The organism is Methylobacterium sp. Leaf361, assembly GCF_001424445.1.
GTDB lineage: Bacteria > Pseudomonadota > Alphaproteobacteria > Rhizobiales > Beijerinckiaceae > Methylobacterium.
On sequence record NZ_LMPY01000001.1, the window covers coordinates 94175 to 106573 of the forward strand.

General features: G+C 69.5%; 11 protein-coding genes and 1 tRNA gene. 2 read left to right on the plus strand and 10 right to left on the minus strand.

Annotation, left to right across the window (positions count from 1 at the left end; genetic code table 11):
* Nucleotides 1-80 precede the first annotated feature (80 nt).
* The 8 genes from guaA to ASG32_RS00540 all read right to left on the minus strand — a co-directional run bounded on the left by guaA (nt 81) and on the right by ASG32_RS00540 (nt 6983).
* Nucleotides 81-1637, minus strand: a complete 1557-nt coding sequence (guaA, locus tag ASG32_RS00505) for a glutamine-hydrolyzing GMP synthase (protein WP_056521280.1) — start codon at nt 1635-1637, stop codon at nt 81-83.
* A 187-nt stretch (nt 1638-1824) separates the two neighbouring features.
* Nucleotides 1825-2244, minus strand: a complete 420-nt coding sequence (locus tag ASG32_RS00510; RefSeq protein ID WP_056521284.1) for a hypothetical protein — start codon at nt 2242-2244, stop codon at nt 1825-1827.
* Nucleotides 2241-2576 (minus strand): hypothetical protein, encoded by a 336-nt coding sequence (locus tag ASG32_RS00515; RefSeq protein ID WP_082557698.1) that lies wholly within the window; start codon nt 2574-2576, stop codon nt 2241-2243. Before ASG32_RS00515 ends, ASG32_RS00510 begins: the two co-directional genes overlap by 4 nt.
* A gap of 296 nt (nt 2577-2872) precedes the next feature.
* The gene (locus tag ASG32_RS00520) at nt 2873-4240 is read right to left on the minus strand and encodes an MFS transporter (RefSeq protein ID WP_056521291.1); all 1368 of its coding nucleotides are present in this window, start codon (nt 4238-4240) and stop codon (nt 2873-2875) included.
* Between the two features lie 108 nt (nt 4241-4348).
* Nucleotides 4349-5104, minus strand: a complete 756-nt coding sequence (locus ASG32_RS00525) for an NADPH-dependent F420 reductase (protein ID WP_056521294.1) — start codon at nt 5102-5104, stop codon at nt 4349-4351.
* Nucleotides 5094-5999, minus strand: a complete 906-nt coding sequence (locus ASG32_RS00530; RefSeq protein WP_056521297.1) for an aldo/keto reductase — start codon at nt 5997-5999, stop codon at nt 5094-5096. The genes ASG32_RS00525 and ASG32_RS00530 overlap by 11 nt, the downstream gene beginning before the upstream one ends.
* Before the next feature lie 114 nt (nt 6000-6113).
* The gene (locus ASG32_RS00535) at nt 6114-6452 is read right to left on the minus strand and encodes a hypothetical protein (protein WP_056521301.1); all 339 of its coding nucleotides are present in this window, start codon (nt 6450-6452) and stop codon (nt 6114-6116) included.
* Nucleotides 6453-6527: 75 nt separating this feature from the next.
* The gene (locus ASG32_RS00540) at nt 6528-6983 is read right to left on the minus strand and encodes a CHRD domain-containing protein (protein ID WP_056521304.1); all 456 of its coding nucleotides are present in this window, start codon (nt 6981-6983) and stop codon (nt 6528-6530) included.
* A 259-nt stretch (nt 6984-7242) separates the two neighbouring features.
* Here ASG32_RS00540 and ASG32_RS00545 point away from each other — a divergent pair.
* A tRNA-Met gene (locus tag ASG32_RS00545) sits at nt 7243-7319 on the plus strand.
* 518 nt (nt 7320-7837) lie between these two features.
* A complete protein-coding gene (locus tag ASG32_RS32045; protein ID WP_082557699.1) occupies nt 7838-11083 on the plus strand; it encodes a PAS domain S-box protein in 3246 nt (1081 codons plus the stop codon).
* A gap of 263 nt (nt 11084-11346) precedes the next feature.
* On the opposite strand, the gene ASG32_RS00555 is transcribed toward ASG32_RS32045, so the two are convergent.
* Complete coding sequence (locus ASG32_RS00555) at nt 11347-12003, minus strand: antibiotic biosynthesis monooxygenase (RefSeq protein ID WP_056521306.1); 657 nt, start codon at nt 12001-12003, stop codon at nt 11347-11349.
* Nucleotides 12004-12072: 69 nt separating this feature from the next.
* Nucleotides 12073-12309 (minus strand): hypothetical protein, encoded by a 237-nt coding sequence (locus ASG32_RS00560; protein ID WP_056521309.1) that lies wholly within the window; start codon nt 12307-12309, stop codon nt 12073-12075.
* Nucleotides 12310-12399 lie beyond the last annotated feature (90 nt).

The following is a 12399-nucleotide window of genomic DNA, read 5'->3' on the forward strand; positions in this document are numbered from 1 at the left end:
CACGGATCGAAGCGTCACGCTGCCCTGAGTCGCTTAGCTCCGCTCGCGATGACGGCGCGGGAATCGGGCCGTACGCCGGCTCACTCCCACTCGATCGTGCCGGGCGGCTTCGAGGTGATGTCGTAGGTCACCCGGTTGATGCCCTTCACCTCGTTGATGATCCGGGTCGCGACGCGGCCCAGGAAGGCCATGTCGAACGGGTAGAAGTCGGCGGTCATGCCGTCGACCGAGGTGACGGCGCGCAGCGCGCAGACGTGGTCGTAGGTGCGCCCGTCGCCCATCACGCCGACGGTCTTCACCGGCAGGATCACCGCGAAGGCCTGCCAGATCGTGTCGTAGAGGCCGGCCTGCCGGATCTCGTCGAGGTAGATCGCGTCGGCCTTGCGCAGGGCCTCCAGCTTCTCGCCGGTGATCGTGCCGGGGCAGCGGATCGCCAAGCCCGGGCCCGGGAACGGGTGGCGGCCGACGAAGCCCTCGGGCAGGCCGAGCTCCTTGCCGAGCACCCGGACCTCGTCCTTGAAAAGCTCGCGCAGCGGCTCCACGAGCTTCATGTTCATGCGCTCGGGCAGGCCGCCGACGTTGTGGTGGCTCTTGATGGTCACGGACGGGCCGCCGGTGAACGACACGCTCTCGATCACGTCGGGGTAGAGCGTGCCCTGAGCGAGGAACTTCGCCCCGCCGATCTTCTTCGATTCGGCCTCGAAAACGTCGATGAACAGGCGGCCGATCGTCTTGCGCTTGATTTCCGGGTCGCTGACGCCCTCCAGAGCCGCGAGGAACATCCCCGACGCCTCCACGTGGACCAGCGGGATGTTGTAGTGGTCGCGGAACAGTGCCACGACCTGCTCGGCCTCGCCGAGGCGCAGGAGACCGTGGTCGACGAACACGCAGGTCAGCTGATCGCCGATCGCCTCGTGGATCAGCACCGCCGCCACGGCCGAATCGACGCCGCCCGAAAGGCCGCAGATCACCTTCTCGGAGCCGACCTGCTCGCGGATCTTGGCGATGGCCTCTTCGCGGTAGGCGCCCATGGTCCAGTCGCCCGAGCAGCCCGCGACGTCGCGTACGAAGTTGCGGATCAGCAGGGCGCCGTGGGGCGTGTGCGCCACCTCCGGGTGGAACTGGACCGCGTAGTAGTTGCGGGCCTGGTCGGCAACCGCCGCGAAGGGCGCGTTCCTGGAGATCGCCACGGTGGTGAAGCCGTCCGGCAGCTTGGTGACGCGATCACCGTGGCTCATCCAGACCGGGTACTTCTCGCCCTTGTGCCAGACGCCCTTGAACAGCGGGCAGTCGGCCAGGATCTCGACCTCGGCGCGGCCGAACTCCGCGTGGTGGCCGCCCTCGACGGCGCCGCCGAGCTGGGCCGCCATGGTCTGCTGGCCGTAGCAGATGCCGAAGACCGGGACGCCCGAATCGAACACCAGTTGGGGCGCGCGGGGCGAGGCCTCGACGGTAACCGATTCGGGGCCGCCGGAGAGGATCACGCCCTTGGGCTTCTGCTCGCGGAACGCGGCCTCGGCCTTCGTGAAGGGCACGATCTCGCAGTAGACGCCCTCCTCCCGCACGCGGCGGGCGATGAGCTGCGTCACCTGAGAGCCGAAATCGACGATCAGGATCTTGTCGTGGTCGGTGTTCATCGCGGGCGATTATCCGAAGCCCGCGGCGCGTGCAACGCACAAGTCCGGATTGTCCGGCCTTCCGACGTGCCGTCACCGACGGAATGCCGGACCCGGCCGTCAGGTCCCGCGCGTCGCCGTCGCCCCGTCGGTGCCGGCGCGGCCAGCCGCGCGCGGCGGTCTCGGCTGGCCCGACGCGCGCCAGCTCTCAGTCGAAGTTGCGGACCTTGGCCGAGCCACCGAGGCTGATCGCGGGCTTCGCGGCGGCGCCGGCGAGGCTCACCTTCTTCTGGCCGGGCGGGGTCTTGGCGCGCAGCTGCGGGGCGGGCTCGGGAGTCGGTCGCGACGGCTTCAAGTGCGCCTGGCCGTGGATCACCGAGCCGATCTCCCCCGCCACGCGGATCAGGTCGTCGCGCTCGCAGGAACGAGCGACCTTCAGCCCGAGCTTGTGCATGTGGCTCTTGCCGTAGAGGTAGGCGGCGAGCTGCGCGCGCTTCAGCGGCAGGATCTGCTCCAGGATCAGCGGCAGGTCGAAGTCGTCGGCCCGGTACACGGAGCCCAGAACCTCGAGGGTCACCGGGCAATCGACTTCGGGCTCGGCGCCGCTGGTCGGATGCGCTTGCGTCATGGATGCCTCTCGGAGGTCGATGGATCGGGACCGGGCTCGGATGCCCCGGAGCCGGGGTCGAGTTCAACCCCTATCGGAACGGTGAGGTTCGCAATCCTGTCCTGCGCGGGTCCGGGCGTCGGTGGCGGGACTGGTTCGGGCTTCCAGGCGCCCAGGCAGCCGGTGCAGACCGATTCGATCACCGCGCGGGCATGGGCATGCCGACGGGCCCAGAGCATCTCCCGGGCGAGGCGCGCCGCCTCGGCGTTCGGCAGCGGGCGGATGCGGATGAAGAGCGGCTCCTGCGCGGCGACGGGTGCCGGTGTCAGGGCGAGGAGCCCGAGCAGCGCCATCGCGGGATCGGCGGCACGCCACCGGCGCCGCGGCGCCGACCATGCAGGTCCCGCCATGTCACTCTCCCGCCCGGAACTAGCGCGATACCTCACCCGTCAGGGTAAACCGCCTCTTAACGGCCGCCGCGGCCGCGCGGAACTTCACCTCGGGAAGCCGGTAGAACCAGGGGGGACCGAGCGGGAGACGGCTTGATGCCTCAGATGTTCGACTGGATCTTCTTCGCGATCATGCTGCCGTTCCCGGCCTATCTGGTCTGGGACTTCATGCGGCATCGATAGGCGGGGCGAAACGGCGCTCACCCGCCGGGCGAAGCGGCCGCGCGGCCGACCGGCGCGGTCCGTTGAGGCTCGATGCCCGGCTCCGCCGCCTGCTCGGCCCGCCGCCGCTCCTGCGCGCGCCCGAGCCAGACGCTGTTCACGAGCCACGCCATCGACAGCGGGATCGCGGCGCCGGCCACGCTGGCGCTGCCGAGCCCCATGCCCTGGATGCCGGTGAACGACCACGCGCCGACCTGATCGCCCAACCGGTAGACCACCGTGTCGATGAAGCTCTTCGCCTTGTAGCGGTCCTCCCGGGGGACGACGGTGAACAGCACCTCGCGCACCGGCCGGGCGATCGCGAAGTTCCCGGCCCGGCGGAGCACCTGGAACGCCACGATGACGCCGATCGTCGGCCAGAGCGCGAGCGCCGCGAAGCCGAGGATGCTGAAGGCCGGGAGGATCGCCAGCGTCAGGGCGACGCCGATTCGGTTCACGATCCGGCCCGTGAGGAACAGCTGGATGCCCAGCGTGAGGACGTTCACCGCGAGGTCGACGCTGGCGAAGAACGCCGTCTGCGCGCCGCGGTCCGGGAAGCTCCGCTTCGCGATGCCCGCCTGCTCGAAGTACAGGAACGTCGAGGTCACCGAGAACAGCAGCAGGAACAGCGAGATGTTGAGCAGGTAGGGCGATGCGAGGGTCCGGGTGACGCCGGCGAGCACGCTTCCGCCGATCGTCCGGTCCTGCCCGTCCTCGGCGCCCCCGTCGCGGCCCGGCACCTCGTGCAGCTGCGTCGACAGCGCGGCGAGCCCGCGCATGCAGAACACCGCGACCTCGAGGAGCGCCACCGCGCACAGCATCAGGCCCCAGGTCGGGACGTTCTTGGCCAGGATCGCCGTGGTCGCCGAGCCCGCGATGGCGCCGAGCGTCGCGCCGGCCGCGATGAAGCCGAACAATCGCTTGCCCTGGGCGTTCGAGAACACGTCGACGATCGTCGCCCAGAAGATCGAGACCACGAACAGGTTGAAGATCGACAGCCAGACGAAGAACACCCGGCCGATCCACACGCCCCACTCGGCGGGCGCGAGGTAGAGCGTCAGCGCGAACGCCAGGATGTTGGCCGCGAAGAACCGATAGGTGATCGGCACGAACCGCGCCCGCGGCATCCGTTTCACCAGGTAGGCGAAGGGCAGGTTGAGCGCGAGCATCCCCACGAGGGTGGCGGTGAACAGCCAGGGCAGGTTCTCGATGCCGCCGGCGACGCCCATCTGGTCCCGGATCGGGCGCAGGACGTAGTAGGCGGCCAAGATCGAGAAGATGTAGGCCCACGACCAGGCCAGCGCCCGGCCCTCGCCGGGCTGAACGTCGATCAGGCGCGCGAGCGTGCCGCGGGCGGGTTCAGGCATGGGCCGATCTCACCGGAATGGGCTTCTTCCCCGGACGGGCCTCCCTCGGGGAAGGCTCGGTCGGACCCCTCGCCGTTGCGGGGCCCGGCAAGGGGCCGGGCGACGCGCCTACTTCGCCAGTCCGAGTTTCTCGCGCATCTCCGGCGCGGTGACGTCGTGACCGAAGCCCGGGCTGCCCATGGCGAACTTGTCGGCATCCTTGAGCGGGCCGACCACCACCGGGTCGAACCCGGCATCGCGGACGAGGCCCTCGGCGACCTTCAGCGCCTCCGGGTCGTCCCCGGCGATCGGGATCGCCATCCGCCCGCCCGCACGACCCTTGCCGCCGTCCGCGCCCTCCTTGGCGAAGATCTTGTAATTGGCCGCGTTGAAGGCGCGCACGATCTTGGCGCCGGGGAAGTACTTGGCCGAGGTCGCGCCGATCCCGCTGGCCTGGACCTCGTCGTAGAGCGCGCCGTCGCGCTTCTGCGTGGCGTTGCCGGCATCGAGGACGACCTTCCCCTTGAGGGACGGGCCGATCTCCTTCGCGAGGTCCGGATAGGCCTTGTAGGGGACGGCGATGAACACGGCGTCGCCGAACTTGATCGCCTCCTCGGGCGTGCCGGCCCTGGCCTTGGGACCGAGCTCCGAGACCATCGCGGCGAGCTGCTCCGGGTGGCGGGAGGCGAACATGACCTCGTGGCCGTCCTTGACCCAGAGCGACCCGATCGTGCCGCCGATGTTCCCGGCGCCGATCACGCCGATCCGGATCTTCTTCGCGCCGTCCTGGGCCGCGGCGGGCACGGAAGCGGGAAGAGCGGCGGCCGCGGCGAGGCCGGCCGCGAGGGCGAGCGCCGCGCGGCGCGAGGTGAGATCAGACCGCATCGATGAACATCTCCATCTGCTTGCGCTGCGCCGCGTCGGGCAGCTTGCCCCGCGCGGCCCCGAGGTTGTCCTCGACATAGGCGGCCTTCGCCATGCCGGGGATCGGGCAGGTCACGGCCGGGTTGCCGAGCACGTATTTCAGGAAGAACTGCGGCCAGCTCGCGCAGCCGAGATCCTTGGCGACCGCCGGCAACTCCTTGCCCTGGACCGCCTTGAACAGGCGATCGCGGCCGAACGGCACGTTGGTCATCACCGCCACGCCGCGATCCGCGGCCAGCGGGAGCACGCGCTCCGCGGCGGCACGGTTGTCGATGGCGTAGTTCACCTGGATGAAGTCGAGGCTCTCGCGCTTCATGACTGCCTCCAGGGCGTCGAGCTGGTTGTCGCGCCAGACCGTGACGCCGACGTACCGGACGCGCTTCTGCGCCTTCAGATCGCGCAGGACCGCCAGATTCCCGGTCACGTCGATCAGGTTGTGGACCGCGACCAGGTCGAGGGTATCGACCTTCATGCGCTTCAGCGATCGGTCGAACTCCGCGAGCGTCGCGTCGCGGCCGGTCGTGTCGACCTTGCTGGCGAGGAAGAACTTCTGGCGCAGGCCGGGCTCCGCCAGGATCAGGCCGAGGACGTCCTCGGCGGTGCCGTAGCTCGGGGCCGTGTCGATCACCGATCCGCCGAGTGCAACGAAGGTCTTCACCGCCTCCTTCAGGGGCGCCACCGCCTCGGGCGTCGGCTCGACTTCGTAGCGCCGGGACGTGCCGATCCCGATGGCCGGGAGCGTCTCGCCGGTGGAGGGTATCGGGCGGCGGATCAGCGGCTCGGCCGCCGCGGCGAGGCGGCCGGCGAGCGGGGCGATAGCGGCTGCGGCGATGACGGCGCGACGGGATACGGGCATGGCCGGCCTCCGACGGATTCAGGACCCGCCGGGAGATAGGGCGCGTCCGCGCTCTGTGTATTCTTAATTCTCAGGCTTCCGCGAGGGATGCGCGCTGCACCTTCGAGGCTCGGTCTAATCTTCCTCGGGCGGGTCCTCGAATTCCGCGCCCTCCGTATCGGGGGCGATCCGGAACCGGTACTCGTCGATCGCCAGGAACGCCCGGTGGGCGACCTGCGGGTCGATCCCGTCGCGGACGACCAGGGTCTGGAAGTCGATGAACAGGCGCGCGACGCGGGCCTCCTCCGTCAGGGTGGCCAGGGCGGACGAGCTCGCGCCGGCGCGCATCATGTAGCGCTTGGCCTCTCCGGCCGCGTCTGGCGCGGGCAGGACGACGACCTGCCCGGCGGTTTCCGGCTTCAGTTCCGCCCAGCGGACGGGCGTCCAGGCGATGATGGCGTCGGTGTGCTTCATCGAAGGCTCCGGCAGGTGGACGGGGATCCGCCTACCGGGCGCGGCCGGGAACGTCGAGGCTCCCGGCGTTCCGGATCAGGGTGCGCGCTCCATCTGGCCACGGATCTCGCCCTTCGGGTTCGCGGCGGTGTGGAGGTTGAAGTAGACCTTCCCCGCCTCGAGATCGGCGGCCTTGGCGTCGTCGAGGGTCGCCTCGCCGGTGAAGGGGCTGCTCGCCGCCGTCACCGGCACGAGCACGCCGGCATTCTCGCCCGCCTTGGCCGGCCCGTGGAAATGGGCGGCCGTGACCGGCCCGGTGAGGCCGCTGTACTGGCCCGACCAGCTCAGGCGCTTGGTGGCCGGATCGAAGGTCGCGGTGATCTCGCCCTTGCCGGAGGACGCGGTTGCCGGCACCTCGCTGCCGCCGGTGAGCGCCGCGCGGTAGGTGACGTCCTTGCCCGCGGCGAATGCCGGACCCGTGGCGAGCGGCACCCCGAGGACGAGAAGGGCGGCGAGGCTGGTGGTCCAGCGATGGCTCTTGCGCGCTGTCATCGAACGCTCCGCGATCTGAAGGGCCGTCGAGCGGCCCGTGCCAAACCTAGCGGGCCGGGAAGGGTCGGACATGGCGGACGGGCTGTCGCCGAGCGATTCTCGGTGACAGCCAAGCGTTTCCCTCCCGCGCGCGACGGCACGCGGCCTGCCCGACCTCCGGAGGCGCGATTTGCTCACGGGAAGACGTTGACACGGAGCGCCCGCTCTTCCTATACCGCCGCCACTGCACGCATCGTCTCGATGGACGGTCGCGGCTCGTGGCGGGGTAGCTCAGCTGGTTAGAGCAGAGGAATCATAATCCTTGTGTCGGGGGTTCAAATCCCTCCCTCGCTACCAACAGTTTCAGTAATCTTCGTCTATAAATTCAAGTCTCCTCTGAGCGTGCCGGCCTCTGTGTCGGATCTGGGCCGCAGCCGGAACGCTGATCCTGAGGATCGCAAATCCTTCCGCGAGCGGCCGGTCTCCAGGACGATCAGTTCTTCGCTCGAGCGCTTCGGTCGCACGCGAAGCCACTCACTTTTCAATCCCGTCTCGCTTGCCGCGAAGCAATGGACGTCTGGACTTGCTTCAGGATCTTGTACGGCTTGCTTTCGAGGACGGAGATCGGCGCGTCGAGCGCTACCGACCTTTCGATCTCGGCCGGCCCGACAGCTGATCGGGTCGCGACCCTTTAAGGCAGGCGAAGGTTGATGCCGGCGAACACCGTCCCGTCTTGAAAGTTCAGGACGGTGTCCGTCCATCGCATGACGCGGCGACCACGATTGCCGGGCGGACCGCGGCTGCCGGTCCGGACCGGCGGGCGACCGTGATCTCTCCAAACGGAACCGGCCGGGACTGGATGGCTTGGCCTCCTGATGCACGACTTCGAAGAGACGCCGGCCATTCGGGAGACGGTGAAATCGATCGGCCCGGACGTCGGCGCGATGTCGCGCGCGCAAATTGAGGCGGAGGTGCTGCGCCTGCGCTCGAGGCTGCCGGAGGCAGGGGGCGAGACCGTCGGCCGGGAGGTGCGCCCGGTGCATCGGACCGCCGGGCAGGACGCGCCAGCGAGCGAATGGCGCCACCGGGTCGTCTTCGACAACGTCAGGGACTTCGCCATCGTCGTCACCGACCGCGACGGCTCGGTCATCGACTGGAACCCCGGCGCCGAGCGGATCTTCGGTTGGACGGCGGAGGAGATGCGTGGGCAGCCCGCCGACCGGATCTTCACGCCCGAGGACCGTGCGGAGGGGCGCCCTGAGGCCGAGATGCGGCTCGCGACGAGCGAGGCGCGCGCCTCCGTCGACCGCTGGCACCTCCGCAAGGACGGCAGTCGCGTCTGGACGTCGGGCGAGATGATGCCGCTGCTCGACGAGGCCGGTGCGCATCGCGGGTTCACCATGATTGTCCGCGACCGCACGGCCGAGCACGAGGCCGCAAGGTCGCTGAGGGAGCGCGAGGCCCACCTCCGGCATACCGTCGAACTGAATCCCCAGGTGCCGTGGACCTGCGACCCGGCGGGCAACATCACCTCGTACTCGAACCGCTGGCTGGAACTGACGGGCCAGGCACCCGGCGAACCCGATGGCGCGGGCTGGATGAAGGCCCTGCATCCGGAGGACGTCCCCCACACGGTCGCGGTGTTCTCGGCCTGTCTCGCCTCGGGCGAGCCGGTCGACGTGGACTATCGCATCAACATCGCGGCGACCGGCACGTACCGCTGGATGCGGGCGCGCGCGCGTCCCCGCCGCGACGGAGCCGGCGCCATCGTGGCCTGGTACGGGGTGGTCGAGGACATCCACGACCGCCGCCTGGCCGAGGCGGCGCTGCAGGAGAGCGAGGCCCGTTACCGGACGCTCTTCGAGACGGTCGAGGTCGGGTTCTGCATCCTCATGATGCGGTTCGACGCGGACGGACGGGCGGTCGATTACCTGATCGAGGAGGCCAATCCGGCCTTCGCCCGGCAGACGGGCGCCGACGTCGCCGGCCGCTGGGTCAGCACGTTCGCGCCCGACCTCGAACGGCACTGGTTCGACAGCTACGGCCGCGTCGCCCTGACCGGGGAACCCGCCCATTTCGAGAACTACGCCGCCGTGTTCGGGCGCTGGTTCGACGTGCGTGCGCACCGGGTCGGGGACCCGCGCGACCACCGCGTCGCGGTCTTCTTCAGCGACATCACCGCGCGCAGGAGCGCCGAGTTGCTGGCGGAGGCCAGCGCGCGCGAGCTCCGGCTCATCACCGACGCGCTGCCGGTGCTGATCGCGTTCATCGACGCCGGCCACGTCTACCGCTTCGCCAACGAGGCCTACAAGGACTGGTTCTCCGCCCCGCCCGGCGAGGTCGTCGGACGCGATGTCCGCGAGCTGCTCGGCCCGGCCGCCTACGCCGTGCGGCGACCCTTCATCGATCGGGCGCTCGGGGGTGAGCCCGTCACCTTCGAGACGGACTGGCCGCACCGCGACGGGCGCCACCGCGTAGCCGAGATCCGCTACCTGCCGCGACGGACCTCCGGCGGCCGCGTCGACGGTTTCCACGTCTTCGTGCAGGACGTGACCGTCCGGGTGCAGACGGAGGCCGACCTCGCCCGCCAGGTCGCTGCCCGGACCGCCGAGCGCGACCAGATCTGGCAGGCCTCGTCCGACCTGCTCTGCGTGGCCAACCTCGACGGCTACTTCGTCGGCCTCAACCCGGCCTGGTCGCGAACCCTCGGGTGGACCGACGCCGAGATGAAGGCGCGGCCGTTCCTCGATTTCGTCCACCCCGACGACGTCGCGTCGACCGTGGCGGCGGCGGGGGGACTGTCGCGCGGGGAAGCCCAGCTCACGTTCGAGAACCGCTACCGCCGCAAGGACGGCAGCTATGTCTGGCTGTCCTGGAACGCGGTTCCCCGCGACGGGCTGATCTACTCGTCCGTGCGCGACGTGACCGAGATCAAGCAGCAGGCCGAGGCCCTGGCCAAGACGGAAGAGGCTCTGCGGCAGTCGCAGAAGATGGAGGCGGTCGGCCAACTGACCGGCGGCCTCGCGCACGATTTCAACAACCTGCTCGCGGGCATCTCCGGTTCCCTGGAACTGATGCAGACGCGGATGAGCCAGGGGCGGATGGGTGACCTCGACCGCTACATGAGCGTCGCCCAGGGCGCGGCCAAGCGGGCCGCCGCCCTGACGCATCGCCTGCTGGCCTTCTCCCGCCGCCAGACCCTCGACCCCAAACCCACCAACGTGAACCGCCTCGTCCACGACATGGAGGAGCTGGTCCGGCGCACCGTCGGTCCGGCCGTCCACTTGGAGGTCGTCGGTCTCGCGGGGCTGTGGCCGGCGCTGATCGATCCGGGCCAGCTGGAGAACGCGCTGCTCAACCTGTGCATCAACGCCCGCGACGCGATGCCGGACGGCGGTCGCATCACCATCGAGACCGCCAACAGGTGGATCGACGAGGTCGGCGGCCGCCAGCACGACCTCGCGCCCGGCCAGTATCTCGGCGTCTGCGTGACCGACACCGGCACCGGCATGGCGCCGGACCTGATCGGAAAGGTGTTCGAGCCGTTCTTCACCACAAAGCCCACCGGCGAGGGCACGGGCCTCGGCCTGTCTATGGTTTACGGCTTCGCCAAGCAGTCCGGCGGGCAGGTGCGGATCTACTCCGAGGTCGGCGCGGGGACGACCGTCTGCCTCTACCTGCCGCGGCACTACGGCGAGGCCGACGAGGACGCGGTCGCGCGCAGGCTTTCCGAGGTCGAGCAAGCGGGCCAGGGCGAGACGGTGCTGATCGTCGACGACGAGCCCTCGGTGCGCATGCTGGTCACCGAGGTGCTGGAGGACCTCGGCTACACCGCCATCGAGGCCGCCGACAGCGTCGCCGGCCTGAAGGTGCTGCAGTCGGACGTGCGCATCGATCTGCTGGTGACGGATGTCGGCCTGCCGGGGGGCATGAACGGGCGACAGATGGCGGACGCCGGCCGCGAGCGGCGACCGGACCTGAAGGTGCTGTTCATCACCGGGTACGCGGAGAACGCCGTGCTCGGGAACGGCTACCTTCGGCCCGGGATGCAGGTCTTGACCAAGCCGTTCGTGCTGGAGACCCTCGCCTCCCGCATCAAGGACCTCATCGCCGAGACTTGAACCCCCTCGTCCGAAAGGGCCGCGCCCCCAGAGGGCAGCCGACTGCTCGTGCAACGGGAGCGGGCGAGCCCTGGGGTGCCGCCAGCGAGGTGACCGCCTCGTGGATCGGTCGCCTCGTCCGTGATCCGGTTCCCCGGGCCGGTCGCGCACATGATCGCAGGGCAGGCCGCGGGACGACCGCGTCGTGCCACCGGGTCCGCATTCGCGAGACCGATGACGGAGCGACGCCGAAGGTGTTGATGCCCGGTTCTCGTCGTCGGGCCCTATCCCGGGGCTTGCACGGCCGGGTGATATTGCGGGCTCTCACGCCTGTCGAACATCCCGTAATCGCGAATGATCCGAACAGCTCGGAGGCGCGTGCCGGCGACTGATGAGACGGCGTTCGCCGCGCCGGCATCACTCCACGACAGCAGCACCAGCACCTTTCCCGGATTGGTGAAGGAATCGAACGCGTCCCAACTCACCAGCCCCTCGGTCCGCTGGTCGAGACCGAGCATGGCCATGAGGTCGACATCGAAGGGCGTGGGCCGGTCCGCCGACATCGCCTCCGACAGTGTACAGGCCTTGGCTTGGCCGACTTCCGTCTCATCGAGGCGTTGCTCGCGGACCCGATGTCCCGCCGGCGGGTGGGTGTCAGCCGTCACCTCGCCGACGCGGAGATGGTAGTCCGCGAACACCTCGGACCGGCCTTTCCCCTGGATCAGGTGATGACCGGCATGGGTGCGCCAGCGGATCACCGACTTCTCGTCCCGCCACGTCGAGTGCGAAAGGACCCAGCCCGGCCGCGTCCGGCTCGTGAAGCGCTCGTTGTCGATGAAGCCGTCGATGCCCTCGAGCTCAGGCTTCAGCACGCGCGCGTGTTCCAGATAGGCGTCCTTGCGACCGTCGCCGGGTCGGACTTCGAAGATGACGGAGAACATGGGCTCCTCCCTGGGTGTCGATACAATTCAAGCCGGGACCGGCTCACTCAGACATGCGGCGGAGGCTCGTCAGAGGGCCCTACGCCCGGCCTCGAGATGCATCAGATGCGTGCCGCGCCCGAGCTTGATGTCACGCCGGTCCGGGGTGCCGGAGAAGGCATCGAGCAGCCACGCGGCGTCGGTCGTCAGACCGTCTCGCTCACCCCGGAACTGGGGAGACAGCCGGCGAAGGAACAGTGTGGGCCCGGATCGCGGATCTTCGATCCGATGATGCTCCTGCGTGTCGTCCATCTTATCGGGCGTCATGGGCGTTACCTCCTACCGTGGCTGGCGAACCCTGGGCACAGACGTGGCGCGGTTCTCCAGCTTCTCGCTCCCACTCTGATCCGGAGATCC

Excerpts from the sequence above, each read along its gene's own strand:
- guaA (WP_056521280.1), bottom strand. The coding sequence starts at position 1,637 with ATGAACACCGACCACGACAAGATCCTGATCGTCGATTTCGGCTCTCAG.
- ASG32_RS00510 (WP_056521284.1), bottom strand. The coding sequence starts at position 2,244 with ATGACGCAAGCGCATCCGACCAGCGGCGCCGAGCCCGAAGTCGATTGC.
- ASG32_RS00515 (WP_082557698.1), bottom strand. The coding sequence starts at position 2,576 with ATGGCGCTGCTCGGGCTCCTCGCCCTGACACCGGCACCCGTCGCCGCG.
- ASG32_RS00520 (WP_056521291.1), bottom strand. The coding sequence starts at position 4,240 with ATGCCTGAACCCGCCCGCGGCACGCTCGCGCGCCTGATCGACGTTCAG.
- ASG32_RS00525 (WP_056521294.1), bottom strand. The coding sequence starts at position 5,104 with ATGCGGTCTGATCTCACCTCGCGCCGCGCGGCGCTCGCCCTCGCGGCC.
- ASG32_RS00530 (WP_056521297.1), bottom strand. The coding sequence starts at position 5,999 with ATGCCCGTATCCCGTCGCGCCGTCATCGCCGCAGCCGCTATCGCCCCG.
- ASG32_RS00535 (WP_056521301.1), bottom strand. The coding sequence starts at position 6,452 with ATGAAGCACACCGACGCCATCATCGCCTGGACGCCCGTCCGCTGGGCG.
- ASG32_RS00540 (WP_056521304.1), bottom strand. The coding sequence starts at position 6,983 with ATGACAGCGCGCAAGAGCCATCGCTGGACCACCAGCCTCGCCGCCCTT.
- ASG32_RS32045 (WP_082557699.1), top strand. The coding sequence starts at position 7,838 with ATGCACGACTTCGAAGAGACGCCGGCCATTCGGGAGACGGTGAAATCG.
- ASG32_RS00555 (WP_056521306.1), bottom strand. The coding sequence starts at position 12,003 with ATGTTCTCCGTCATCTTCGAAGTCCGACCCGGCGACGGTCGCAAGGAC.
- ASG32_RS00560 (WP_056521309.1), bottom strand. The coding sequence starts at position 12,309 with ATGACGCCCGATAAGATGGACGACACGCAGGAGCATCATCGGATCGAA.